The organism is Clostridium sp. YIM B02551, from assembly GCF_022324735.1.
Lineage (GTDB): Bacteria > Bacillota > Clostridia > Clostridiales > Clostridiaceae > Clostridium_T > Clostridium_T paridis.
In genome coordinates this window covers 276390-303298 of record NZ_JAKGTF010000003.1, presented here as the reverse complement: position 1 = coordinate 303298, position 26909 = coordinate 276390, and the positions used below count along the sequence as shown (strand labels likewise).

Genomic DNA, 26909 nt, shown 5'->3' with positions numbered 1-26909 from the left:
TATACAGGATTCTTTATAAATAATATAGTTCAATTAGCATACTTGTTAATTGCCAATTAAGCATTAAAGGTTTATAATAAACAAAGATTTTATTATTTGGAGGGTTCATTAATGAAAGTTGGAGTAATTATGGGTGGTGTTTCTTCTGAAAGAGACATATCTATAGCTAGTGGTAATTCTGTAGTAGAAAATCTTGATAAAAATAAATATGAAATAGTACCAATACTTTTGAATAGTAAAGAAGAATTAGTTGAAAAAGTAAAAGGGATAGATTTTGCATTACTTGCGTTACATGGTAAATTCGGTGAAGATGGAGCTGTACAGGCTGTCCTTGAAACATTAGGAATTCCTTATTCAGGATGTGGAATAATGAGTTCTTCTGTTTGTATGGACAAAGATATGACTAAAAAAGTATTAAAAGCTTGTGATATCAGAACTGCAAGGTGGTTTAATGTTTCAGCAATTGAAGAAATTAATTATGATGTTATAGAAGAATTAGGATATCCAGTCGTAGTTAAACCTAATTCTGGAGGATCTTCTGTAGCAACATTTGTTGTAAATGATAAAGAAAGTATTGAAGGCTGTGTAGCGGAAGCGCTTAAGTGGGATTCTGAAGTAATGATAGAAGAATACATCAAAGGTGATGAGATAACATGTCCAGTTATTGATGGAAAACTATATCCTATCATTGCAATAAAACCTAAATCTTCATTCTTTGACTATGCATCAAAATATTCAGATGGCGGAGCAGATGAATTTGTAGTTGAATTAGAAGAAGAGCTTTATTCAGAAGTACAGAAAATGGCTTTAGCAACTTATAAAGCATTGAAATGTTCAGTTTATGCTAGAGTAGATATGATTGTTAAAGAAGGAGTTCCATATATATTAGAAGTGAATACTTTACCAGGAATGACTAAGAATTCTCTTATACCTAAGAGTGCAGCAGGAATAAATATTGAATTTAATGAGCTTTTAGATATTATTATAGATAAGTCATTAAAGGTTTCAAGAAATTAAGGACTATAAGTTATAACAGAGGTGTCTTAAATATTGGGCACCTCTGTTATTTTTTTATAAGTATTAATATAATTATGGTAAAAGTTAATAATAAAGAAAGAAAAGTTACTTATATAAGGACGCAATTAAGCATATAAAAGCATAATGTAATTAAGGAAATATTAAGAATTTATACTTTGTTTTCTAAAGAAATTCATATTAAAATATAATTATAAAGCTACGAAGGATGGGGATTTATGGATAAGGTTAAAGAAAATATTAAACACATTTGGTTATTTGGAATATATGGAATAATAGGTTCTTTATATGGGGTTTTTAATAAACCTTGGAATGAAGTTAGTAACCTTACAACAATATTTGATATGAAGATACCTTTCCTAAAAATATTTATAATACCCTACTACAGTTGGTATGTTTTTTTAGTAGGCGGAGTTTTGTTTTTGATGTTTAATGATAAAAAAAGTTATTATAAAGCTGTATACTCTTTGTGTATAGGAGTTTCAATATGCTATGGTATCTATTTATTATTTCAAACCACTATAGCAAGACCTGTAATAGTGGGAAATGATTTTCTATCTAGACTAGTTAGATACACCTATCAGAATGACAATCCGTTTAACTGTTTTCCGAGTATACATGTTTATACAACAGCAGTAATTGGTTATTTCTTATTAGGGCTGAAAAATCTTAAGAGTTATCAAAAATACATGATACTGACTTTAGTAGTATCAATAATTTTATCAACAGTTTTTGTTAAACAACATCTTATTTTAGATGTAATTTCAGCATTAGGGTTAGGATATTTTATAATAAATGGGATAAATTTATTAGAGGAAAGGATAGGGACTTCGAAGGATGAGGAAAGAGAAGGTACTTATAGTTGATGATGAAAAAGAAATAAGGGATTTGGTGGATATATATTTAAAAGGAGAAGGCTTTGATACAATAAAGGCTGGTGATGGAGAAGAAGCGCTTAAAATATTAAGCGATGAAGAGGTTGACCTAGTTATACTTGATATTATGATGCCTAAGGTTGATGGGATAGAAGCTTGTCTTAAAATAAGAGAAGAAAAAAATATTCCAATAATAATGCTTTCTGCGAAAACACAAGACATAGATAAGATTCTTGGATTAAACACAGGAGCAGATGATTATGTTACTAAACCATTCAATCCATTAGAATTGATTGCAAGAGTAAAATCACAATTAAGAAGGTTTAAAAGATTAAATCAAGCGATTGTAAATGATGAAACAGGTTTTAAGGTAAAAGAGAATTCCAATGTCATACAAGCTGATGAATTAATTATTAATTTAGAAAGTCATCAAATATTTTTAAATGATGAAGAGGTAAAGTTAACTCCAATAGAGTTTGATATACTTGCTCTTCTTGCGAAGAACAAAGGGAAGGTATTTTCTATTGAAAATATATACGAAAGTGTATGGAATGAACAATTTATACAATCCGACAATACTGTAATGGTTCATATAAGAAAAATCAGAGAAAAACTAGAGGAAAATCCAAGAAACCCTAAATATATAAAGACTGTATGGGGAGTAGGTTATAAAATTGATAAATAAAATTAATAGAAGGTTAAATAGAATATTAAATATGAAGATTATGAAGCCTATAAAGATAATTTATAGGCTTTTTAACGAAAGAATGGAGAAAAGCATAAGATTTGAATTGGTTGTTGTATTCGCAATATGTTTCCTTCTTGCATTTTTTTCATATGGGGTATTTAATAAGATGTTTTCTAGAACAGTTACATCCGAATACATCGAATACTATTTTAATTATGGTGAAGAATATTATCAGAACTTTGTATATGATATAAACAAAAGTAATATGGACATAAAAAATAAGCAGCAGATGGATACTTACTTCTCCAAAAAAGATTTACATAATTCAAGTTTAGCAATTGTTAATGCTGACGGGAAGATATACTATAAGATGAATTACACTGCAAGTGATCAGGTGGATTTACAAGAGATATTTAAGAGTACACTAAACAATGGTTCAAATGAAAGTGAAAAAACTTATGTATATCCAGCAAAAGTTAAAGGTGAAAATGTGTTTTTAATTTTTGATGTTAAGGCTGAAAATAAAATAAACTACAAAAACTACACGGTGAATAATAGCTTCTTTGCTCTGTTAGGCTCTTTTGTTGTATTCGTATTTGCATTTATTAGAATTACAAATGATAAAATGAAATATATTGAAGAAATATCTAGGGATTTAAAGATTATTGCAGAGGGAGACTTAAAACATAGAATTAATGAGAAAGGTAATGATGAACTTAAAATTTTAGCAGAGAATATTAACTATATGGCTAATAAAATAAATACAAATATAGAGAAAGAAAGAACAATTGAAAAAACTAAAAATGATTTGGTTACAAATGTATCACATGATTTAAGAACTCCATTAACTTCAGTAATGGGATACTTAGGCCTTGTTAAAGAAGGTAAATATGAAAGTGAAGAGCAAATGCATGAGTATTTAAATATTGCTTTTTCAAAGGCTGAGAGATTAAAAATATTGATTGAAGATTTGTTCGAATTTACAAAACTAACAAATGAGGGAATAAAACTTAACCCGATAGATGTTAATATAGTAGAATTTTTATCTCAGATTACCGATGAAATGATGCCTTTATTTGAAGAAAATGAATTGAATGTTATTCAATCCTATCCTAATGAAAAGATTATGGTTTCATTGGATCCAGATAAAATGGTAAGGGTTTTGGAAAATCTATTAACCAATGCAATAAAATATTCTTATAAGAATTCAGATGTAAAGGTGTCTATTTGGAGAATAAAAGATAAGGTATTTATATCAGTGAAAAATAAAGGTGACAGAATAGAGAGAGAAAAACTAAATAAGATATTTGAAAGATTTTATAGAATGGATGAGGCTAGAACTAGTACAACCGCAGGTAGTGGATTAGGTTTAGCCATAGCTAAAAATATAGTTTACATGCATGAGGGAGAAATATGGGCGGAATCCTTAGGCGATAATATAAGCTTTATTATAAGATTAAATTGTAAAAACTAACTGTAACTTTTTAACTACCAATTGGATATCTTATTATAGAAGAAATTATTTGGAGGCAAAGGATGCAGGATAAGAATCCTCGTAGTCTTTTCGGACTAGATATAAATGAGTATACTCAAGGGGTGAATTTTCAGGTAATAGCTAGAAGTTATGATTTTTTATACTTAAGAGCATCGGGTTCATCAACAGGAACTTTCAGGGTAGATAAAAAATTTGTTGATTTTGCAAAATCATCAAGAAATTATGGAATCCCAGTAGGAGCCTATCATTATGCACTTCCATCATATGATTTAACCACAGCAGATAGTCAATGCGATAATTTTATAAATACTCTTCAGCTTGGATTTGGAAACCGTGATTATGGAGACTTATTCCCGGTAATTGACGTGGAGGCACCACAAGATAAATCAATTTCTACGGCTGGTCTTATAAATTGGGTGGATAGGTTTAGAAAGAGATTTGAGAAAAAGACTAATCGTAGACTAATGTTATATACAGGCACATTCTTTATAGAAATCTACAACAATTTTTATATACCAGGAAGGGGATATCCATTAAGTGATATGCCATTATGGATTGCAATGTATAGGGAGATTCCAGGAAATCCTCCAATCCCACCGAATGTAGGAGGATGGACTAGGTGGAGAATTTGGCAATATACTGAAAAAGGAACAGCAAAAGGAGCAAACCCACCTAATGACTTAAACTGGGGACCAGATAATATAGCATATCTAATACAGCCAGCAATAGTTCAAGGATTATTTGCTACTATGGATAGCAATAACATATATGTTACCTGGAAACCTAACACTGAACCAGATCTTAATGGATATAACATCTTCGTAAACGGTGAATATTATACTACTGCAGATAAAAATCAAAGTAGAGTTGTTATACCAAGAAGAAAATTGAATATCCCTCAAAATCAAACTATTGAAATTGGAATTCATGCATTTGACACAGACAGAGAGATATCTAAACGAAGAAGTGTTTATAAATTAAACCCATTAAGTAGGGAAAGTAGAGTGGATAATAATCAGATATATTTTAGTGGAGAATATTTATTTTTCACTTAAACAAAAAGTGATTTTTGATGTGGATGTAACTATAGGGTTTTTTATAGGAAACTTAACTTATTCTTACATAAATAAGTTATTAGTTGAACTTAAAACCCTATAAAACATCCACTTTTTATTTTGCTACAAATTTCTACAGATATTTGGATTTATTAATATTAAAGTAAAAATTCTTAAGAAAAATATAAACTTTTTGTTAGAATAAATTAGTTTATTGTATAAGTAATTTGTAGTATAATAGATTTGCGTATGTAGAGAGGAGAATATGATGAAAAAGGACTCAAATAAAAATAAATTTAGAATTAATAAAAAAGTAGTTGTTCCAATACTAGTTATAATAGCCATAATTTTATCCGGAACCTCAGCTTATGCATTATTTACAAATAGCAAGATAAAAGCCTGGTCAGATCAAGTATACCCAGGGGTTAAGGTTCAAGGTGTAGACTTATCTGGAAAAACAAAAGAACAAGTACTACAAATTCTAAAAGATAATTTTGTAGATAAAATTAAAGATAAAAAGATTAACCTGAAGGTCAATGATACAAGTTTTTCATTAGGTTATTCAGAACTTTCTACTGAGTTTGATGTTGAAAAGACTGCAAATGATGCATTAGCAGTAGGTAAGGATTCTAGTTTTTTTGATAAAAAAGCATGGATTGATGGTAAAAATAATAAGAACTTATCTATAGATTTTAAATACGATGAAAAAAAATTAGATGCTTTTAAACAAAAAGTTACTAGTGAAATGAATAAACCTGCAAAAGATGCCTCAATTTCTATAAGTAATGGAAATATATCAATTACACCAGAACAAAATGGTGTAAAGATCAATGAAGATGAGTTGACATCTAAACTTAAAGAGTCAATTAATGGTGAAATTGGTAAAGATACAGAAATTGCTATGACAACTGTAGAGGACAAACCTTCCATTACAAAGGAGCAGCTTTCTAAGATAACTGGAAAAATGTCATCATATCAAACTAGTTATGCTACATCTAATCCCGGAAGGTCTACAAATGTAGAATTAGCAACAAGTCATATTAATGGTAAGTTATTAATGCCGGGTGATACTTTTAGCTATAATGAAACAGTTGGAGAAAGAACTTACGCAAGAGGATTTAAGGATGCAGCAATTTTCGTGGGAGATAAAGTGGAAGATGGTCTAGGCGGAGGAATATGTCAGGTATCAACAACTCTTTATAGAGCTGTTATGGCTGCAAACATAAGATCCGTAGAAAGAACAAACCATTCCATGCCAACAAGTTATTCTCAACCTGGTTTAGATGCTACAGTTGTATGGGGAGTATTGGATTATAAATTTAAAAATACTTATGATTTCCCAATTTATGTTGAAGCTTATACAGCAAGTAGAAATGTATATGTTAATATATATGGAAATGTTGAAAGTATGCAAGGAAAAACGTATCAATTAGTAGCAGAAACCTTAGAAACAATTCAACCAACAACAACTACTGTTGATGACCCTACTTTACCAGAAGGAGAAACTCAGTGGGATAAAAAACCTGTAGTAGGTTATAAAGTAAGAAGCTATCAAGTAACTTATCAAGGTGGCAAGGAAATAAATAGAGAAGCTATTGCAACAGATACCTATAGGAAGGTTGATGGAGTTTTAAAAAGAGGAACTAAAAAGGTGGAACAACCTAAGGCTCCAGCAGATAATAAAACATCTTAATATTTTAGTGATTAACATAAGGTTATAGCTAGTAAACTAACTTACTAGCTATAACCTTATTTGTTTATAAAAGTTTTCTTATGGTAAAAATTAAAGATGGTTATTATTGTGGAATATTATGTTAAAATATTTATATGCAATTCGAGTTATAGGAGAAATAATATGAACTATAGTTATGTTACAAAAATTAAAAGCAACTTAAATAAAGTAATATTAGGTAAGGAAAAGGAAATAAATAATTTGCTAAAAGGAGTGATATCTGGAGGGCATATACTTATCGAAGATTTGCCGGGGCTAGGTAAAACTACCTTAGTTAAAGCTTTAGCAAAAAGCTTGGATTTGAATTTTTCAAGAATACAATGTACTCCAGATTTATTACCCAGTGATATATTAGGAGTATCTATTTATAATCAACATACAGGTGAGTTTGAATTTAGAAAAGGACCAATATTCTCACACATATTATTAGCAGATGAATTAAATAGAACTTCCCCTAAAACACAAAGTGCACTTTTGGAAGCAATGGAAGAAAAACAAATAACTGAATGGAGAAATAGCTATAAGTTAGAAAGTCCATTTATTGTTATTGCAACACAAAATCCATTAGAATATATAAGTACATCAATACTTCCACAAGCTCAATTAGACAGATTTTCAATAAGAATTTCCTTAGGATATCCCACAGAAGAAAGTGAGGAGGAGATTCTTAAAATGCAAAATAATCTAAATCCACTAGATGAAGCGCGGAAAGTAATTAATAAAAGCCAATTCTTTGAAATAATTAAAGAAGTTGATTCTATAAGCATTCACGAAGAAATAATAAAATACATAGTAGCAATAGCTAATAAGACAAGGGAAGATAATAGGCTTTTACTAGGAGTTAGTACAAGAGCAGTACTAACATTACAAAAAATTGCAAAGGCAAGTGCTTATCTAAACGAAAGAGAATTCGTTATACCAGAAGATATTAAAGAAAACATCTTTTTGGTTTTTAATCACAGAGTTATACCTAGCTATAGTGGCAGAAATAAAGAAAAGTATATTAATGAGATAATGAAAGATATATTAAATAGCATTGCTATACCAAAGGTAATTTAGCATGGTCAAAGTAGATTTAAAGTATTTATTGTTAATAATAATTAGTGCTTTTTTAGTGTATATAGAGGGGGGGATTGTTTTTTCAAGCATATTGTATATGCTTCTAATAGCTCTTTTCTTTTCCATAACATATATTACAGTTATATATAAGGCTATGGATATATCTATAGAATTAGATAAATTTGAGGTATCTACTGAAGAGAATATTAATATTACAACAGAGATAAAATCAAAAATTCCATTATATTTACCAATTGTAAAAATAGAAAATGAAGAAATAAGTTATATTATGAAAAACTATCAAGGGCACGTCTTTTCTTTTTGGAGAGAATTAAAATTTCAAAATAAAATTGTTCCATGTATTAGAGGGATATATGATTTTGGTAGATTAAATATAACACTTATAGATCCATTAGGAATAATAAAAATGAAGTTTAAACTACACTATAAATCCATAGTAAAAGTTTATGTTAAAAGGGACACAAACCTTGAAACAAGGAAAAGTCATAATAATATTCCGGAAATTTATAAGAATGAAGGATATAATTTTAATAGTATGGATGAATTAAGGGAATTAAGGGAATATAGACAAGGAGATAGTTTGAAAAGGGTACATTGGAGATTGCTTTGTAAAAGGCAAGAGCTTTATGTTAAAGAATATGAATGTAATCAAGGAAAATCAGAAATATTAATATTAGATATGAGTAAAAAAATTATGGACATTGACCCTACTGGTAGAAAAGAAGAGGAATTAGTGGAATTTGCATTTAATTATATATTAAAAAAAGTTAGTGAAGGATATTCAATTAATTTATTTATAAATAATAAGAACAGTAAAAATCTATTTATACATGATTACATAGGTATAAAGTTATTAGAAGAATATTTTCTAACTAATTTTAGCTTTGGAGACGTGGATATAAATGATTATTTATTAAATGACGATATAAGTTCGGTTACGTTTCCTATTATAATAATACCTTTTTATGAAGATATAGATATAAATAAAATTGAAAAAAAGTATCATGCTGAAGAATGTTTATTTTACTCATTTTCTAAATATAGCAAAGATAATATTATCAATATTTAATATTTTACGAGGTAATTATTTTTATGAAATGGATAAGAAAGCATAGATTAAATTTATTTCTGATATCCTTGAATGTAGTATATATTTTATTTTTACTAAAAAGTGCTTATAGAGTTCAAAATATCGATTATGGGAATATAGTTGGAACCATAGTCATATCAATTTTGTTAACATGGACTGTATTAGGAGAAGAAGTATCAGATAGGATAACAATTCCTATGAGTATAGCCATATTTGGATGTTTGTTTTTTATTTTCTTTATCTCTAGAGGTGCGAACAATTCTATTGAAATTATAAATAGCAATTTATCCAGTGGGAAATCTACTGATTTTAAAGAATATAGGTATTTTATAATAACTATTGTCCCATTTATATATATGTGGGGAGCATATTTATCTAAGATAGGATCATTAGGAATTCTTACATATTTAGATCTATCCATAGTAGCTGTTTTATGGTTCCTAGGATATAAAGAAGAAATAATTTATACAATGCCATTTTTACTAGCAACAATATTATTAACATTTGGTGCAAATAATTTAAAGCATTTTCTTATAAAAGAGAGTCACGACTTTGAAGAATACAAAATCACTAAGTGGAAGTTAATCCTATTTTCACTTGGGTTAATAGCTATTTTAATAGGAATATCAACTAAACTACCATACAGAAAAGTTGGGGCATACTCTACCAAGATTAAAGCTAATTTATCTATAAATAAAACTAAATATAATGATGCGTCTGATGGGAGCTTTATAGGATATAGTGAAGGTAGAACAGGTTTTTCTCAAGCGCAAGACAAATTAGGTGGAAAGCTCAAATTGAATGACAAGGAAGCTTTCAAAATTACTTTTTTACAAGGTGAGATAAATAAGCAATATTATTTTAGGGGAAATGTGAGAGATACTTATATAGGGGATAGATGGGTAAGTAATCATCAACAGATTGTTTTAGATGATGTGGAAACTAGTAGTGATAATTTAGTAAGGGAAATAAAAGAATTCGGCGGAAAAATCATAGAAGTAAAAATATCTCCTAATATTAAAAATGAAAGTTATTACGCTCCAAAGTATTCAACAGATATTCAGGATGAAAGTAACCAAAGGATATATAAGGATGGGTTTAGCAATATATTTTTTTCTAAAGATTTAACTAATACTCCTTATACTGTTACATTTCTAGATGATTCCTTTATAGAAAAATCTATTGTCGATAATAAGTTGTTGAAAATTGCTTCTGATGGCAAGATAAGCAGTGAAGTTCCAGATTTTTATTTGCAAATACCTAATTCTGTTACTCTAAGAACCTTTGATTTAGTAAGAAATATAACCAAAGATAAAATTAGCTCAAAAGATAAAGTAGAGGCAATAAAAAAATATTTGGAGGCTAATTATGAGTACTCTTTAGATGTATCAGAAGTACCACAAGGACAAGATTTCTTAGACTATTTTCTTTTTACAGAAAAAAAAGGATATTGTGAGTATTTTGCAACTGCTATGACAATGATGTGTAGAATTTCTGGTGTACCTGCCAGGTATGTAGAAGGATTTAAACTTTCAGATAAAAGAGATAATGATGGAAACTACATAGTTACTAATATGGATGCACATGCTTGGTGCGAAGTGAACTATAAGTTAGATGAAGATATCTCTAAAATAAAACAAGATAATGTATGGCAGGAGGTAGACGCTTCACCCACTGCGTATGAATTTAGTGAAAAAGATTCTATAAGTAATTTTGCTACAAGTAATAGCAGTAATGCTAATGCATCAGGAAAAGTGGAGAGAACCAAATCACAAAAAAGTGAAGATAATAATTCAGTTAATATAGCAAATAGAAATAACGTTACAATAGAGAATGATAAATTCTTTAGGCTTATTGGGATTTTTATAATAGTTATGATTGCACTAAGGATCGTGCTAGTAAAAAGAAAGTATAAATTCCTTAGAAAAGAAACTTCAGCAAAAAAAATATTTTTATATTATGAAAAAGGCTTGAGTTCGATTAATATACTTAAAGAAAGCTATGAAACCTATGGAGAATTTATTGATAGAATAGATGATGTAACTTTAAGTAATAAGCTTGAAAATTTAATTCAATTAGTTTATTTAGAACATTATGGGAATGAAGTTAAGTTGGTAAATGGAGAAGAATATGTAGATTATTTTGAGAATTATCTAAAGAAGAAAGATGGGAATATAACCTATTTAATAAAAAAGTTCTTCTTTTTAAGAAAGGATTAATTAGATGAAATATAAACTTATATGCATAGATATGGATGGAACATTGCTAAATAGTAGAAAAAAGATAAGTAATGAAAATAAAGAAAGTATAAAAAAAGCTAAAGAAAAAGGTGTTGTAGTAGCAATTTCAACAGGAAGAATATATAATAATGCTGCTTTTTATGCAGATTATATCGATTTAAAGGCACCTATTATTGCAGCCAACGGAGCTATAATAATAGATAAGGATGGAGGAGAAATATTTAAAGGAGTCATAGGATATGATACTTCACTAAAAATACTTAATATACTTAAAAAATATAAGCTTACACCTCATTTTCATACTCGTAATGCTATATACAGTGGAAGTATACTACAAAAATTGCTGGGATATTTATTTTCTGCAAGAGGAATTCCAGTAGACTATAAAATTTCTCTAAAAAGCATTGCTGGTATTGATGCGTGGAAAAGGTTACTTAATGAAAAGGAAGAAGAAATACTAAAATGTATAACATTTAGTTTTAACTTAAAAAAGATAAATAGAGCTAAAGAGGAATTAAGAAAAATTCCTGAGATAGAAGTGACTAGCTCATATCCACTTAACATTGAAATTAATGCAGCGAAAGTTTCAAAAGGTAACGGAGTAAAAATTCTAAGTGAACATTTAGGAATAAAAAGAGAAGAAGTTATATGCGTTGGAGACAATGAAAATGATATTTCCATGATTGAGTATGCAGGTCTAGGAGTAGCAATGGGCAATGCATCAGCTAGTATTAAAGAAAAAGCGGATTTTGTAACCACTAGTAATGATAATAGTGGTGTTGGATATGCTATTAGAAAGTTTATCTTAGAGGAAAAAATATAAAATTGAATTTTGACTATAAGTTAGTTATGGTGTAATATTATTTCTAGTATTTTATTTACAAATATAAAAATTTAAAAGTCTTATTATATCTATTAGTAAGGATTGACCTAAATAATAGTGAAAGTATTATCAGCATAAATGGAGGGAAAAAGTTTGAATATTAATATAGTATTGTACCAGCCTGAGATTCCACAAAACACTGGAAATATTGCTAGGACTTGTGTTTTAACAAACGCTAAATTGCATTTAATAAAACCACTTGGGTTCTCCATAGACGAAAAAAGTGTAAGAAGGGCTGGATTAGATTATTGGAAGGATCTTGATTTAGAGATTCACGAAAGTTTTGATGCCTTTATGGATAAATACGGAACATCAAGGATTTTCTTATCAACAACTCACGCACAAGAATACTATGATGAAATAAAGTTTCAAGAAGGAGACTTTATCATGTTTGGAAGAGAAACTTCTGGTGTGCCAGAAGAAGTTCATAATAAAGTACACGGAATGAGAATTCCGATGATAAATACATCTACTAGAAGTTTAAACTTATCAAATACTGTTGCAATTGTAGCATATGAAGCATTGAGACAATTGAATTTCCCCAATATGAAGTAAAGGAGAGTTATTAATGGAAAAAATTAAAATAATAACGGATTCTACAGCAGATTTGTCTAAAGATATATTAGAAGAAAGAAAAATAGAGTCATTGCCTCTGCTTATTAATTTTGGGGAAGAAAGTTATTTAGACGGAGTTGAGATAGATACAACTACCTTGTTTCAAAGGGTAAAGGAAGGGCCTATATTCCCAACAACAGCTCAAGTAACGCCACAAAGATTTTATGATTGTTATAAGAAATATTTAAGTGAAGGATATAAGATTATATCTATTCACCTATCATCAAAAATGAGTGGAACTTATCAATCTGCATGTATAGCAAAAGAGATGTTAGAAAGTGATGATATATATGTTATTGATTCACAAAATGTTACATCAGGGTTAGGGCTATTAGTGCTTAAAGCAGCTAATCTTATAGAAGATGGATTAGAGATTGAAAAAATAGTTGATGAAATAGAAAAAATGAAACTAGTAATTAAAAGTTCATTGGCATTTGAATCATTAGAACATTTAGTAAAAGGCGGTAGATTGTCAAAAACAGCAGGTGTGATTGGAAGTGTTTTGGGAATACGTCTTATATTAGAAGTTAATAATGGAGAAATGGTAGTAAAGGAAAAGATTAGAGGAACTAAAAAAGTAATTAAGAAAATTATTGATGATTTAATAAGTGCTGAAATAGATACAGAGGAACCTTTACTATTATTAAATTCATCAGGGGATGAAGTATATAATAAATTGAAAGAATACCTAGATGAAAATAATATTGAGTATATTAAAGCAGAAGTTGGATGTACTGTAGGAATACATGCTGGACCAGGTGCAGCAGGAATTTTCTTTATCCCTAAAAATAAATAAATGTAATAGCTGAAAAAACTTGGACAAGCCAAGTTTTTTTTGTTTTTAGGAAGTATAGGGTTTTAAGTTCAACTAATAATTTATTCATGCCTGATATCAAACAAGAATAAATCAAGTTTCCTATAAAAAACCCATTAGAATCCAATTAAACCTATAAAAAGTTATAGGTAAATAGTGGGAGTACATTTAAATAGTTATTTATAATGCCTATATTATAATACTTCATTATAATATGTATTTTTTTGCAAGATTTACAGCTTGAATTACAATAAGAATAGTGGAAAAACTAATGTTAAAAGGAGGTAGAGAAATGAAAAGAATTGCACTCTTTCTATTATTGTCAACAAACCTTTTGGGGTATAATGACATCTATATGGAACCTTTTAACAATAATAATCAAGTTAGTTTTCTAGCTGGAAGTGACGTAATTATGGATAATGGACGTAATGAAAGTACATATAATGGTCTTATAAGAGCTAGCAAAGAATTTGATATAAAGATAAATGCGAAAGAAAATAACCCAAATGAAATTGATTATAAAGAACTAGAAAAATTATATAATGACAGTATATTAGTTATGACTGTTGGACCAAATATGAAGAAAAGTTTAGATAGAGCTTCTCTAGATTTAAGTGATAAGTATTTTACACTAATTGATGGAAAAAGTGATAATCAAAATGTAAAGTCTATTGAATTTAAAGATGAGGAAGGAGCTTTTTTAGTAGGCTTGGTAGCTGGGAGATTGACTAAGACTAATAGCGTAGGCTTTATTTCACTTAACAATCAGGAAAAAGAAAATAAATATTTATCTGGTTTAGTAGCTGGACTTAAAATCTCAAATCCAGTTGCAGCAGAGAAAATAATAAATGGACAAAATACACGTATGTGGCAAAAGGAACTAAGTACAGATGAAGCTTATAATAATGCAACAGAATTATATAACAGAGGGTGTGATATTATATTTGAAACCTTAGACAAGGAAGCTGAAGGTGTTTTTAAGGCAGCAAAGGATGAAAAAAAATATGTCTTTGCAACAGGGGTGAACATGGGGAAAAAGTTACCTGAGTACTCCACACAAATCCTTGGTAGCTTAATAAGAAACATAGACAAAGTTACTTATGATGCATGCAAAGAATTGGCTACAGGGACTTTTAAAAGCGGGGTAAGTAATATGAAAACCTTGGGGATAAAAGATTTAGCAATTGATTTTGAATTTACTAATCCTAAAATAATACCTGCTAATATTAAAAATGAAGTAGAAGGCTATAGAAATAAAATAATGACTGAGATAATTAAGATTCCTAAGAGTATTAATGAAGCAAGAGAGTTTAAAGGTTAATCTATTTTAGATTTTTAAGTTGAACTAAAAATTTATTCAAGCCTGAAAATGTCCAGAAGACGACATTTTCAAACAAGAATAAATTAAGTTTCCTATAAAGAATCTATAAAATAAAATATTAATACTTTATTGTTTTTTGAAGGGTTTAAAGTTACAATAAGTACAGGGTTTTAAGTTAACAATAAAAACTAAAAATAGACGTAAATAGGATACTAAACTATAAAAGATAAAATGTAGTATAAGGGTGATGGCATGAATATGAATTTTAATATGACATTAACTCAAGAGCAGAAGCTTGTAATGACTCAGCAAATGCAATTATCCGTTAAGCTCTTACAAATGTCATCAAATGAATTATTAGAATATATAAATAAAGAATATGCAGAAAATCCTGTAATCGATGCAAATTATGAAAAGGATTTAGAAGAAGTGAAGATGCAGGATAAGTATGACTATAAAGAGATGATAAAGTATTTTGAGTTTGATAACTATGGAAACCAAAGTTTCGGAAGTTATGACCAAGATGAAGTGTCTCCATTTACTTTTATTTCTACAGAAAAAACACTAAAGGATTTTTTGTTAGAACAAATTATGGAGTTATCAATTGATGAATTTCAAAGAACAATATGCAAGTATATAATTGAGAGTTTAGATGCTAGGGGATACTTAGATATATCACTTGAAGATATTATGGAAGAACTGAATATTTCTCAAGAAGTTGGAGAGGAAGCATTGGAGCTTGTGCAAAGTTTAGAGCCTACTGGTATTGGTGCTAGAAATCTCATAGAATGTCTTGAAATCCAGCTTACTAAGAGAGGATATGGAAATGAAAAACTTTATACAATTGTTGAAGATCATTTAGAAGATATTGCAGAGAATAGATATGCACAAATTGCTAAAGCTTTAAATGTAACCCCAAAAGAGGCACAAGAATATGGGGATATAATAAAGACATTAGAGCCTAAACCTTCTAGAGGTTTTTATACTGGTGAAGAAGTGAAATTTATTATTCCTGATGCAACAATAAGGAAAATTGATGGAGAATATTTTATCATAATGAATGAAGGTGTCTTACCTAAGCTTTCTATAAATCCTATGTATAAAGAAATACTGAATGAATCAAAGGATAACTTAGCAAAAGATTATGTTAAACAAAAGATAAGTGGAGCAATGTTTTTAATTAAAAGTATTGAGCAAAGAAAAAGCACTTTATATAGAGTTTTAGAAAAGATATTAGAAAAGCAAAAAGAGTATTTTGATAAAGGGGAAAATTACCTTAAGCCTATGACATTAAAAGAGATATCAGAAGCTCTTGATGTTCATGAATCAACTGTAAGTAGAGCTATTAGAGATAAATTTATATTAATAGATAGAGGAACTATAAAAATAAAAGACTTATTTACAACAGGAATTGCTGGAGATAATGGGGAAGAGGATATTAACACAATAAAGATTAAAAATGAAATCAAAAAGCTCGTTGATTCTGAAAGTAAAGAAAAGCCTTTATCTGATCAGAATATTTGCAATGAGCTTAATAATAATGGGTTTAACATATCAAGAAGAACAGTTGCAAAATATAGAGAAGAAATGGGAATAAAGTCTTCAAGCAAGAGAAAAAGATTTTAATATTAAGTTAAAATTAGGAAAAAGTAAAGTAAATATAATAACTTTTTAGAAAAAATTTCACAAAATGTCTTTTAAAAATTACTATAGTGTTTTATAATAATAGATGTGGGACGTAAAAGTTGCAAGTGGGACATTAGTGTACCAAAGGAGTGTTGACATTGCAGAATATTCTAAGATTGCTTAAAAATATTGTTCCTGAGTTAGTTGATGTCTTAGAAAAAAGATATAATATCTTGAGAACCATATATTATTATCAACCGATAGGAAGAAGGATTTTAGCAAACAAGCTAAACTTAAGCGAAAGAATAGTAAGAACAGAAGTGAATTTTCTAAAAGCACAAAATTTAATTCAAATAAGCACTCCTGGAATGAGCGTTACCACCCAGGGAGAAAAAGTAGTTGAAGAATTAAAGGACTTTATTCATGAGATTAAAGGCTTGGCTGACGTAGAACAAAAGTTACGTGAAATTCTTGGACTAAGAAAAGTAATTGTAGTTCCTGGAGATATAGAAGCTGACCCTTCTATTATTAAAGAGTTAGGTAAAGCAGCAGCAAACTACGCTAGAGAGATTATAAAAAGCAGAGATGTAGTTGCTATTACAGGAGGAAGCACCATTAAAGAGGTGGTAGAGAATTTCCCTAGGGTGTCGAATGTCCATGATGTATTGGTAGTTCCAGCTAGAGGCGGTATGGGTAAAAAAGTAGAAACTCAGGCTAGTACTTTAGCAGCAGAATTAGCTTATAAACTAAATGGAAGTTATAAGATGCTTCATGTACCAGATAACTTAAGTGGAAATGCTTTAGATACACTTTTAAAGGAAAGAGAAATAAAAGAAATTATTGATAGTATTCATAAGTCAAATGTACTTATATATGGAATAGGAATAGCAGAAGAAATGGCTGAAAAAAGAGGTCTCACTGAAGCTGAAAAGCAGGAAATACGAGATTTAAAAGCAGTAGGAGAAGCTTTTGGATGTTATTTTAATAAAGAGGGAGAAGTAGTTTTTATTTCTAACTCAATTGGAATTACTTATGATGTTGCTAAAAAAATAGGAACTCATATTGCTGTAGCTGGTGGGAAAAATAAAGTTGAAGCAATCTTAGCTACAGAAAATACAAACGAATATGGAGTACTTGTAACTGATGAAGGTGCTGCCACAAACATAATAAAATATTTTGAAAGTAATGAATAAATATTACTTTCACTAAGCAAACTTAAATGTGTATATAAATATTTTTGAATATTTTATATAATTAAATATCTTTTTAGGAGGTTTTTTCAATGACAAAAGTAGCTATTAATGGATTTGGAAGAATAGGTAGATTAGCATTAAGAAAGATGATGGAACATTCAGAATTAGAGGTTGTTGCAATCAACGATTTAACTGATGCTAAAACATTAGCACACTTATTCAAATATGATTCAGCTCAAGGTAGATTCAATGGAGAAATAACAGTTAAGGAAGACGCTTTCGTTGTAAACGGAAAAGAAATTAAAATAACTGCTCAAAGAAATCCTGCTGACTTACCATGGAAAGAATTAGGAGTAGACATAGTATTAGAATGTACTGGATTCTTTACTTCTAAAGAAAAAGCTGAAGCTCATATCCAAGCTGGTGCAAAGAAAGTTGTTATATCAGCTCCTGCAACTGGAGATATGAAGACAGTTGTATTCAATGTTAACCATGATATATTAGATGGAACTGAAACAGTTATTTCTGGTGCTTCATGTACTACTAACTGCTTAGCTCCAATGGCTAAAGTTTTAAATGACAAATTTGAAATCAAATATGGTTCAATGACTACAATTCATGCTTACACTAATGACCAAAATACATTAGACGGTCCTCACGCTAAAGGTGACTTAAGAAGAGCTAGAGCTGCTGCTGCAAGCATCATTCCTAACTCAACTGGAGCTGCTAAAGCTATAGGATTAGTTATTCCAGAATTAAAAGGAAAATTAGATGGAGGCGCTCAAAGAGTTCCAACTATAACTGGTTCATTAACTGAATTAGTAGTTATTCTTGGAAAAACTACAACTGTTGAAGAAATAAATGCTGCTATGAAAGCTGCTGCTACTGAATCTTTCGGATACACTGAAGATGAAATAGTTTCTTCTGACGTAATCGGAATCAGCTACGGTTCATTATTTGATGCAACTCAAACTAAGATCATCCAAGTTGGAGATAACCAAATGGTTAAAGTTGCTTCATGGTATGATAACGAAATGTCATACACATCTCAATTAATCAGAACTTTATCTTACTTTGCTAAACTTGCAAAATAATTTAAGTAATAGATTAAATATTTAGAACGTAGACAATTATAAGAGGTCTGGTTTTGTAGTTAAAAGTCTATAAGGCCAGGCCTTTTTTAACAAATATTATATTATGAGGTGAAAATATGAGTTACAATAAAAAGACTGTTGAAGATATCCAAGTAAAAGGTAAAAGAGTATTAGTTAGATGTGACTTTAATGTTCCATTAAAAGATGGAGTTATTACTGACATAAATAGATTAACAGGAGCACTTCCAACAATAAAATACTTAGTTGAAAATGGAGCTAAGGTTATACTTTGCTCACATTTAGGAAAAGATGCTTCAAAATCATTAGCACCAGTTGCTGTAAAATTAACTGAAATGTTAGGAAAAGAAGTTGTTTTCGCAAGAGATGAAGAAGTTGTTGGAGAAAATGCTAAAAAAGCTGTTGCAGAAATGAATGACGGTGATGTTGTATTACTTGAAAATACAAGATGCAGAAAAGAAGAAACTAAAAATGAAGAAGCATTCTCAAAAGAATTAGCTTCATTAGCTGATGTTTTTGTAAATGATGCATTTGGAACAGCTCACAGAGCTCACTGTTCAACAGTTGGAGTAACTGAGTTTGTTGATACAGCTGTATGTGGATATTTAATTCAAAAAGAATTAAAGTTCTTAGGAGAAGCTGTTAATAATCCAGTAAGACCATTCGTTGCAATATTAGGTGGAGCTAAGGTTTCAGATAAAATAGCTGTTATAAATAACCTATTAGAAAAAGTAGATACTTTAATTATAGGTGGAGGAATGGCGTATACATTCTTAAAAGCTCAAGGATATGAAATCGGAACTTCTTTAGTTGAAGCTGATAGAGTTGAATATGCTAAAGAAATGATAGAAAAGGCTGCTGCAAAAGGAGTTAAATTCTTATTACCAGTAGACCACAGAGTTGCTACAGAATTCAAAGATGTTGAAGCTGTTGTTACTGAAGATCAAAATATTCCAGAAGGACACATGGGATTAGATATAGGACCAAAGACAGATGCTCTTTATGCTGAAGCTGTAAAAGATGCAAAGACAGTAATCTGGAATGGACCAATGGGAGTATTTGAATTCGAAAACTTCAACAAAGGAACAATTGCAGTTGCAAAAGCTATGGCAGATGCAGATGCAACAACAGTAATCGGAGGAGGAGACTCAGCTGCTGCTGTTAATATCTTAGGATTTGGTGATAAAATGACTCACATCTCTACAGGCGGTGGAGCTTCATTAGAATTCCTTGAAGGAAAAGAATTACCAGGAATAGTTGCTTTAAACGATAAATAATTTTAAATATTATACATTAAAGGTTTTTAGCTTTATATAAATTATATAGCTAAAAACCTTAATTCAAATTTTTATGAGGTGAAAATAATGAGAAAAGCTATAATTGCAGGAAACTGGAAAATGCACTACACTCCAGCTGAAGCTGTAAAAGTTGTAGAAGAATTAAAACCATTAGTAAAGGATGCTACTTGTGATGTAGTAGTATGCCCTACTTTTGTTTGTTTAGATGCTGTATTAAAAGCAGTAGAAGGTTCAAACATAAAAGTTGCAGCACAAAACATGCACTTTGAAGAAAAAGGTGCTTTCACAGGAGAAATTGCTCCAAGAATGTTAGAAGCTATGGGAGTTAGCTATGTTGTTTTAGGACATAGTGAAAGAAGAGAATATTTCAATGAAACTGATGAAGCTTTAAATAAAAAAGTAAAAGCTGCATTTGCTCACAATTTAATTCCAATACTTTGCTGTGGAGAATCTTTAGAGCAAAGAGAAAATGGAACTACTAATGCAGTTGTTGGAGCTCAAATTAAAGCTGATTTAGAAGGTTTATCAACTGATTTAGCAGAAAAAGTTGTTATAGCTTACGAACCAATCTGGGCTATAGGAACTGGAAAAACTGCTACAGACGAACAAGCAAATGAAACAATAATGGCTATAAGAAATGTTGTTGCAGAAATGTTCGGAAAAGAAGTTGCTGATAAAGTTAGAATACAATATGGTGGATCAGTTAAACCTAATACAATAAAAGCACAAATGGCTCAATCTGATATAGATGGTGCTTTAGTAGGTGGAGCTAGTTTAGTTGCTACTGACTTTGCTGCAATAGTAAATTACTAATCCATTTTAAATTTATGCAATAGCAATAAGCAACGCTAAAAGAGTGTTTGTTGCTATTGTTTTTTTATTAGCGGTAGAATATAATTAACTAGTAAAATAAAGAGAAGACTGTTTCTTTTTATAATAATAAGTATTATTTTGGAGGTAATTATGGCAAAGAAACCCGTTTTATTAATGATATTAGATGGTTTTGGAATAGCTCCAAAGTCAGATGGAAATGCTGTTGAAGCTGCAAACAAACCAAATTATGATAGATTATTCAGTGAATATCCTCATACTCAAATCCAAGCATCAGGATTAGATGTAGGGTTACCAACTGGTCAAATGGGAAATTCAGAGGTAGGACATTTAAATATCGGTGCAGGAAGAATAATATATCAAGAATTAACAAGAATAACTAAAGAAATTGAAGAAGGTAATTTCTTTAAAAATGAAGCGTTATTAAAAGCAGTTAAAAATGCAAAAGATAATAATTCATCATTACATTTATTAGGTTTATTATCAGATGGTGGAGTTCACTCTCACATAGACCATTTAAAAGGACTATTAAAATTAGCTAAGGATAACGGTTTAACAAAAGTATATCTACATGCGTTTATGGATGGTAGAGATGTTGCACCATCATCAGGAAAAGATTTCGTTGTAGAAATTGAAGATTATATGAAAGAAAATTCTATAGGTAAAGTAGCTACAATAAGTGGAAGATACTATGCTATGGATAGAGATAATAGATGGGAAAGAGTTCAATTAGCTTATGATGCTATGGTTAATGGTAAAGGTGAAACTGCAAATTCAGCAGTAGAAGCTATGGAAAATTCATACCATGATAACAAAACTGATGAATTCGTATTACCAACTGTTGTTTTAGAAGAAGGTCATGCAACTGGAACAATTAAAGATGGTGATTCAGTTATATTCTTTAACTTTAGACCTGATAGAGCTAGAGAAATTACTAGAGCTATAAATGATAAAGTATTTGAAGGATTTAAGAGAGAAACTCTTAATCTTACATATGTAACTATGACTCAATATGATAAAACATTAGAAGGTGTAGAAGTTGCATATAGAGCAGAAGGAATTAATAATACTTTAGGTGAATATGTAAGCAACAAAGGATTAAATCAATTAAGAATCGCTGAAACAGAAAAGTATGCTCATGTAACATTCTTCTTCAATGGTGGAGTAGAAAAACCATATGAAAATGAAGATAGAGCACTTATAAACTCACCAAAGGTTGCAACTTATGATCTTAAACCAGAAATGAGTGCTTACGAAGTTACTGATGAACTTATAAATAGATTAGATTCAGATAAGTATGACATGATAATATTAAACTATGCAAATCCTGATATGGTAGGTCATACTGGAGTTATTGAAGCAGCAGAAAAAGCAATTCAAACTGTAGATACATGTTTGGATAGAGTAGTGTCTAAGGTTTTAGAAAAGGATGGTACTGTATTCATTACTGCAGACCATGGAAATGCTGAAACTATGATTGATTTCTCAACAGGAACTCCATTTACTGCTCATACTACAAATCCAGTACCATTCCTTTGGATTAGTAATGAAGCTAAAGGAAGAGAACTTAAAGAAGGCGGAAGACTTTCAGATATAGCTCCAACTATGCTTGAAGTTATGGATTTAGAGAAGCCATCAGAAATGACAGGAAATAGTTTAATTAAGTAGTAAATTGCATTTATAAAAAAAGTGAAGGCGTGCCTTCGCTTTTTTTTATTTTTGAGATAAGTTTTAAGGGAGAAGGAATGTTTATTAATTGGAATATATTAACTCTTACTATAGACTATTATTATCAATTGAAAATAAGTATACTTTGTAATATATTGACATAATCAGCTTGAAAGCGTATATTTATAATTAATTCATTATCAATTGAAACAAATCATGGTGACTAGCATATATTAAAGTAAGAATGAAAAATTTATGGGGTGATATGATGAAGGATGATTGTATGAGAGGATTATCTTCAAAAGAGGTCTTAGAGTTAAGAAATAAATATGGGCTAAATGAAGTTACTAATAATGAAAAAGCAAGCCCAATAAAAAAGTTTATTGGAGTTTTTAAGGAACCTATGTTTTTACTTTTACTTGGGACTGCGACAATATATCTTATCCTAGGAGATATTAAAGAAGCATTGATAATGCTTATTTTCGTAGGATTCGTAGCATCTATAACATTTATTCAAGAATGGAAGACAGAGAAAACTTTAAATGCTTTAAAGGAATTAACAGCGCCAGATGTTAAAGTAATTAGAGATGGGAAAAAAGTAATAATAAAAAGTTTTGAACTAGTACCAGGAGATATTGTCATATTAAGCGAAGGGGATAGAATACCGGCTGACTGTTCTATTTTAGAAGTATCTAACTTTTCTGTAGATGAATCAATTCTTACTGGAGAAGCTGAACCAGTATTTAAAAATATAAGTAAATATGAGCAAGATAATGAAGAGTATTGGAAGAAAAATAAATTATATGCTGGAACTCTTTCAGTGGTTGGAACATGCACTGCAAAGGTAGAGTTAACTGGTTATAATACTGAATATGGAAAGATAGCAAAAATTATAAGTGAGACAAAAGAAGAACTTACTCCATTGCAAAATAAGATACAGACCTTAGTTAAGAACTTGGCGATTGTTGGGCTGATATTATGCATAGCACTTATTATAGCGACATATTTTTATAACCATGACATAATCAAAAGTATACTTGCAGGAATAACTCTTGCAATGGCTATAATTCCAGAAGAATTTCCAGTTGTATTAACAGTATTTCTTTCCTTAGGAGCGTTTCGTTTAGCACGAAAAAATGCTTTAATGAGAAAAATATCTGCAGTTGAAACTCTAGGTTCAGCTACCATTTTAGCAGTTGATAAAACTGGAACAATCACGAAAAATGATATGGAAGTTAAAAGTGTTTTCGATGGAAAGTATGTTGATATTAATGATTTTAAGGATGAATATTTGAGCAGGTTGATGCTTTTTGCTTGTGAGAAGGATCCATACGATCCAATGGAAAAGGCTATAATTAAAATTGCAAATGAAAGAATTAAAGATACTTTCATTAAAAATTTTGATTTGGCATTAAATATTCCATTTAATTCAGAAGCCAAGAGAATGGCAAATATATATAGAAGAGATGATAGATTTTATGTAGCAGTAAAAGGTTCCCATGAAGCATTGCTTCATCTATGCAAAATGGATGAAGTAGAAAAACAAAGAATCCTAAAAGAAGTTGATTTCATGGCAAGTAAGGGATTGAGGGTTATTACAATATGTGACTGTGACACTGAGGAGTTATACGAAGATATTGAAAAGTATGAGCTGAACTTTAGAGGATTAATTGGACTTCAAGATCCTCCGAAGGAAGGAGTAAAAGAAGCAATTAAACTATGTAAGCAAGCTGGAATAAGAGTTGTAATGATAACAGGTGATTATAATAAAACAGCTATGGCCATAGGAAATGAAATAGGACTTCAATTTAAGGATAGAGCAATTACTGGAAATGAGATAGATAATATGAGTGATGTGGAGTTATGCAAAGAAGTAACTAATTGCGATATATTTTCTCGAGTTATTCCAGGTCATAAAATGAGAATTGTTAAGGCATTGAAAGCATCAGGAGAAATAGTGGCTATGACTGGAGATGGGGTTAATGATGCGCCTGCATTAAAGGTTGCAGACATAGGTATAGCAATGGGAAAAAGAGGGACGGAGGTAGCAAAAGAGGCAGCTCATATGGTACTAATGGATGACAATTTTACAACAATAGTGAGTTCTGTAAAAGATGGAAGAAGGATATTTGATAATATCAGAAAAGCTATGGTATATATTATGGTTATCCATATACCAATAATATGTTTGTCATTATTTTCACCTTTATTTAATCTTCCACAGATTTTATTACCTGTACACATTGTTTTACTGGAACTTATAATTGATCCAACTTGTTCAATAATTTTTGAAGGGGAAGAGGCTGAACCTAATATAATGGATAAGCCACCAAGGGATCCCAAAGAGCCATTACTAACTAAAATGTTAACTTTTAAAGTTATATTGCAAGGCATATCAATGTTTGCTGCAGCTTTTATTCCATTTCATTACATGGTGGATTTAGGGGTTGATGTAGATTATGCTAGAAGTTTTGCGTTGGTAGTTCTAATTGTATCTAATGTTATATTAGTTCTAGTAAATAGATCTAATACTCAATGTATATTTAATATATTTAAAGAAAAACAAAGTAAAGCAAGATTGCTTATTAATAGTCTTGCACTAATAATGATATTTTTAATAGTGTATATACCATTTTTAAATGAAATTTTTAGAACTTCGGGTTTAGAAATTGAGATGTTATTATTAGCTATAGTCATAGGTGTAATATCATCAATATGGTGGGAAGTAATAAAAATAATAGGTAATAATAAGAAAACAGATATTAGATTTAATGCATCAGAATTTAAGCAATGATAAAATATCATGAATATTAAACGTGAATTATAGAGTATAGAAAACTTAAATCTATACTCTATAATTATAAAAATAAAATATATAAATTATTTCCCAGAAAATATTTACTCGGTTATAGCAAAATTTACTTGAATGCATATTATGGTATAAAGTAATTTTTATGGATAATATTATGGATAAAAAGTATGATGTTAGTTTGGAACTTGATGATGAGGTAGAAAATTTACTTAAAGAGGGAGAATATTTAGGAAGAGGACATAATGGAATTGTTTATTTATTACCAGGGAAAAAAATAATTAAAATATTTTATGATAAAAAAATATGCTTAAAAGAGGCACAAGTTTTCAAGAGAGCAAAGGGCTCCAAATATTTTCCCAAGATAATAAAACATGGAGATAAGTATATAATTCGTGAATTGGTTGAAGGTGTTAGATTAGATAAATATATAAAAGAGAATGGATTAACTAAAGAATTAACTAAAGAATTATATAAGGTTATAAAAGAATTTAAAAAATTGCAGTTTACAAAATTAGATATTAGATGCAGAGATGTTTATGTGGATGGAAAAGGTAATATAAAAATTATTGATCCTAAAAATAGCTATAGTAGAAAAAAATCATATCCAAGACATCTAATGAAGGGATTAGAAAAGTTAGATGTTTTAGAAGTCTTTGTGGAGAACCTAAAAAAGACAGACACCAGAGTTGCTAAGGAATGGATGGATAAATTCAAGAAATATTTTAAGTTGAACTAAATAAAGGACTGTAAAAATACACATGAGGTATTTTTACAGTCCTTTTTATTAACTCTTTAGGAATTAATAATATTTAAAGGTTGTGGATAGAATTTTAAGTTTGAATTGTAACCTAAGGATTCAATGGATACCACTAAAGAGTTTCAAAGAATACAGTTTCAGATAAGGGTTTTCTCCTAGTATCATGTCTATCTGGAGAAGCATTTTGAGAAGCATCTTCTTCAGGTGATGCATATCCAATAGCTAAAATGTTAATTGGCTCAAAATTATCTGGTAACTTAAACTCTTCTCTTAGAATATTAGGTTCAAAATGACAGATCCATACTGAACCTAAACCTAGCTCAGTAGCTTGTAACATCATGTGTGTTGTAACTATACTTGCATCTATGTCAGCAGTATCTTTATTATCATATCTTCTCTTCCAAGAAGTATTGTGGTCTGAGCATATAATTATGGCTAAAGGTGCACCTTTAATATCTGCACTTTTCTTTAGTTTGGTTAGTCCTTCTTCTTTTTGAACTACGATTAAACGTTGAGGTTGAAAGTTAGCAGCTGTAGGAGCAATTCTACCAGCCTCTAATATTTTTGTTAGCTTCTCTTCCTCTACGCTTTTGGACTCGTATTTTCTTACGGAATATCTTATTTTAGCTAATTCAAAAAAACTCATTTGAAATTCCTCCAATTAAATTATTTCTCATGTTGACAAGTAT

Annotated in this window: 22 protein-coding genes; 21 read left to right on the top strand and 1 reads right to left on the bottom strand. The window is 29.8% G+C overall.

All coding sequences use genetic code 11. The features are described from left to right. Nucleotides 1-111 precede the first annotated feature (111 nt). From L1S47_RS05610 to L1S47_RS05510, 21 genes are all read left to right on the top strand, one after another. Entirely contained in the window at nt 112-1017 is a 906-nt protein-coding gene (locus tag L1S47_RS05610) for a D-alanine--D-alanine ligase (protein ID WP_238882476.1), read from the top strand. Between the two features lie 236 nt (nt 1018-1253). After that, the gene (locus tag L1S47_RS05605; protein WP_202767904.1) at nt 1254-1901 is read left to right on the top strand and encodes a phosphatase PAP2 family protein; all 648 of its coding nucleotides are present in this window, start codon (nt 1254-1256) and stop codon (nt 1899-1901) included. Beyond that, nucleotides 1873-2595, top strand: a complete 723-nt coding sequence (locus L1S47_RS05600) for a response regulator transcription factor (protein WP_238882475.1) — start codon at nt 1873-1875, stop codon at nt 2593-2595. Before L1S47_RS05605 ends, L1S47_RS05600 begins: the two co-directional genes overlap by 29 nt. Further along, complete coding sequence (locus L1S47_RS05595) at nt 2585-4072, top strand: ATP-binding protein (protein WP_238882474.1); 1488 nt, start codon at nt 2585-2587, stop codon at nt 4070-4072. Before L1S47_RS05600 ends, L1S47_RS05595 begins: the two co-directional genes overlap by 11 nt. A 62-nt stretch (nt 4073-4134) precedes the next feature. Then, nucleotides 4135-5148, top strand: a complete 1014-nt coding sequence (locus tag L1S47_RS05590) for a glycoside hydrolase family 25 protein (RefSeq protein WP_238882473.1) — start codon at nt 4135-4137, stop codon at nt 5146-5148. Between the two features lie 268 nt (nt 5149-5416). Then, on the top strand, nt 5417-6841 hold the full coding sequence (locus tag L1S47_RS05585; RefSeq protein WP_238882472.1) for a VanW family protein: 1425 nt from the start codon (nt 5417-5419) through the stop codon (nt 6839-6841). Nucleotides 6842-7003: 162 nt separating this feature from the next. Next, on the top strand, nt 7004-7939 hold the full coding sequence (locus L1S47_RS05580) for a MoxR family ATPase (RefSeq protein ID WP_238882471.1): 936 nt from the start codon (nt 7004-7006) through the stop codon (nt 7937-7939). A gap of 97 nt (nt 7940-8036) precedes the next feature. Beyond that, nucleotides 8037-9029: a DUF58 domain-containing protein gene (locus L1S47_RS05575; RefSeq protein ID WP_238882470.1), complete on the top strand. Its 993-nt coding sequence runs from the start codon at nt 8037-8039 to the stop codon at nt 9027-9029. Between the two features lie 23 nt (nt 9030-9052). Continuing rightward, nucleotides 9053-11269: a transglutaminase domain-containing protein gene (locus L1S47_RS05570; protein WP_238882469.1), complete on the top strand. Its 2217-nt coding sequence runs from the start codon at nt 9053-9055 to the stop codon at nt 11267-11269. 4 nt (nt 11270-11273) lie between these two features. Continuing rightward, a complete protein-coding gene (locus L1S47_RS05565; protein WP_238882468.1) occupies nt 11274-12113 on the top strand; it encodes a Cof-type HAD-IIB family hydrolase in 840 nt (279 codons plus the stop codon). Between the two features lie 153 nt (nt 12114-12266). Next, nucleotides 12267-12728 carry a tRNA (cytidine(34)-2'-O)-methyltransferase gene (locus L1S47_RS05560; protein ID WP_202767895.1) on the top strand — a complete coding sequence of 154 codons (462 nt, stop codon included), beginning with the start codon at nt 12267-12269 and terminating at the stop codon, nt 12726-12728. A 13-nt stretch (nt 12729-12741) separates the two neighbouring features. Next, nucleotides 12742-13584 carry a DegV family protein gene (locus tag L1S47_RS05555; RefSeq protein ID WP_238882467.1) on the top strand — a complete coding sequence of 281 codons (843 nt, stop codon included), beginning with the start codon at nt 12742-12744 and terminating at the stop codon, nt 13582-13584. Between the two features lie 310 nt (nt 13585-13894). After that, complete coding sequence (locus L1S47_RS05550; protein ID WP_238882466.1) at nt 13895-14923, top strand: BMP family protein; 1029 nt, start codon at nt 13895-13897, stop codon at nt 14921-14923. Nucleotides 14924-15181: 258 nt separating this feature from the next. Continuing rightward, nucleotides 15182-16549 carry an RNA polymerase factor sigma-54 gene (rpoN, locus tag L1S47_RS05545; RefSeq protein WP_238882509.1) on the top strand — a complete coding sequence of 456 codons (1368 nt, stop codon included), beginning with the start codon at nt 15182-15184 and terminating at the stop codon, nt 16547-16549. A gap of 158 nt (nt 16550-16707) precedes the next feature. Continuing rightward, a complete protein-coding gene (locus L1S47_RS05540) occupies nt 16708-17742 on the top strand; it encodes a sugar-binding transcriptional regulator (RefSeq protein ID WP_202767892.1) in 1035 nt (344 codons plus the stop codon). Nucleotides 17743-17831: 89 nt separating this feature from the next. Further along, on the top strand, nt 17832-18836 hold the full coding sequence (gene gap, locus L1S47_RS05535; protein ID WP_202767891.1) for a type I glyceraldehyde-3-phosphate dehydrogenase: 1005 nt from the start codon (nt 17832-17834) through the stop codon (nt 18834-18836). Between the two features lie 116 nt (nt 18837-18952). Beyond that, nucleotides 18953-20131, top strand: coding sequence for a phosphoglycerate kinase (locus tag L1S47_RS05530; protein WP_238882465.1), 1179 nt, complete (start codon nt 18953-18955; stop codon nt 20129-20131). 87 nt (nt 20132-20218) lie between these two features. Beyond that, on the top strand, nt 20219-20965 hold the full coding sequence (gene tpiA / locus L1S47_RS05525) for a triose-phosphate isomerase (protein WP_238882464.1): 747 nt from the start codon (nt 20219-20221) through the stop codon (nt 20963-20965). Between the two features lie 150 nt (nt 20966-21115). Beyond that, a complete protein-coding gene (gene gpmI / locus L1S47_RS05520) occupies nt 21116-22651 on the top strand; it encodes a 2,3-bisphosphoglycerate-independent phosphoglycerate mutase (RefSeq protein ID WP_238882463.1) in 1536 nt (511 codons plus the stop codon). 244 nt (nt 22652-22895) lie between these two features. Further along, entirely contained in the window at nt 22896-25445 is a 2550-nt protein-coding gene (locus tag L1S47_RS05515; protein WP_238882462.1) for a cation-translocating P-type ATPase, read from the top strand. Nucleotides 25446-25617: 172 nt separating this feature from the next. Then, nucleotides 25618-26199, top strand: a complete 582-nt coding sequence (locus tag L1S47_RS05510) for a protein kinase (RefSeq protein WP_238882461.1) — start codon at nt 25618-25620, stop codon at nt 26197-26199. A 133-nt stretch (nt 26200-26332) separates the two neighbouring features. Here L1S47_RS05510 and L1S47_RS05505 read toward each other — a convergent pair whose 3' ends face one another. Continuing rightward, the gene (locus L1S47_RS05505) at nt 26333-26866 is read right to left on the bottom strand and encodes a nitroreductase family protein (protein WP_238882460.1); all 534 of its coding nucleotides are present in this window, start codon (nt 26864-26866) and stop codon (nt 26333-26335) included. Nucleotides 26867-26909 lie beyond the last annotated feature (43 nt).

Excerpts from the sequence above, each read along its gene's own strand:
- L1S47_RS05610 (WP_238882476.1), top strand. The coding sequence starts at position 112 with ATGAAAGTTGGAGTAATTATGGGTGGTGTTTCTTCTGAAAGAGACATA.
- L1S47_RS05605 (WP_202767904.1), top strand. The coding sequence starts at position 1,254 with ATGGATAAGGTTAAAGAAAATATTAAACACATTTGGTTATTTGGAATA.
- L1S47_RS05600 (WP_238882475.1), top strand. The coding sequence starts at position 1,873 with ATGAGGAAAGAGAAGGTACTTATAGTTGATGATGAAAAAGAAATAAGG.
- L1S47_RS05590 (WP_238882473.1), top strand. The coding sequence starts at position 4,135 with ATGCAGGATAAGAATCCTCGTAGTCTTTTCGGACTAGATATAAATGAG.
- L1S47_RS05585 (WP_238882472.1), top strand. The coding sequence starts at position 5,417 with ATGAAAAAGGACTCAAATAAAAATAAATTTAGAATTAATAAAAAAGTA.
- L1S47_RS05580 (WP_238882471.1), top strand. The coding sequence starts at position 7,004 with ATGAACTATAGTTATGTTACAAAAATTAAAAGCAACTTAAATAAAGTA.
- L1S47_RS05575 (WP_238882470.1), top strand. The coding sequence starts at position 8,037 with ATGCTTCTAATAGCTCTTTTCTTTTCCATAACATATATTACAGTTATA.
- L1S47_RS05570 (WP_238882469.1), top strand. The coding sequence starts at position 9,053 with ATGAAATGGATAAGAAAGCATAGATTAAATTTATTTCTGATATCCTTG.
- L1S47_RS05565 (WP_238882468.1), top strand. The coding sequence starts at position 11,274 with ATGAAATATAAACTTATATGCATAGATATGGATGGAACATTGCTAAAT.
- L1S47_RS05555 (WP_238882467.1), top strand. The coding sequence starts at position 12,742 with ATGGAAAAAATTAAAATAATAACGGATTCTACAGCAGATTTGTCTAAA.
- L1S47_RS05550 (WP_238882466.1), top strand. The coding sequence starts at position 13,895 with ATGAAAAGAATTGCACTCTTTCTATTATTGTCAACAAACCTTTTGGGG.
- rpoN (WP_238882509.1), top strand. The coding sequence starts at position 15,182 with ATGAATTTTAATATGACATTAACTCAAGAGCAGAAGCTTGTAATGACT.
- gap (WP_202767891.1), top strand. The coding sequence starts at position 17,832 with ATGACAAAAGTAGCTATTAATGGATTTGGAAGAATAGGTAGATTAGCA.
- L1S47_RS05530 (WP_238882465.1), top strand. The coding sequence starts at position 18,953 with ATGAGTTACAATAAAAAGACTGTTGAAGATATCCAAGTAAAAGGTAAA.
- tpiA (WP_238882464.1), top strand. The coding sequence starts at position 20,219 with ATGAGAAAAGCTATAATTGCAGGAAACTGGAAAATGCACTACACTCCA.
- gpmI (WP_238882463.1), top strand. The coding sequence starts at position 21,116 with ATGGCAAAGAAACCCGTTTTATTAATGATATTAGATGGTTTTGGAATA.
- L1S47_RS05515 (WP_238882462.1), top strand. The coding sequence starts at position 22,896 with ATGAAAAATTTATGGGGTGATATGATGAAGGATGATTGTATGAGAGGA.
- L1S47_RS05510 (WP_238882461.1), top strand. The coding sequence starts at position 25,618 with ATGGATAAAAAGTATGATGTTAGTTTGGAACTTGATGATGAGGTAGAA.
- L1S47_RS05505 (WP_238882460.1), bottom strand. The coding sequence starts at position 26,866 with ATGAGTTTTTTTGAATTAGCTAAAATAAGATATTCCGTAAGAAAATAC.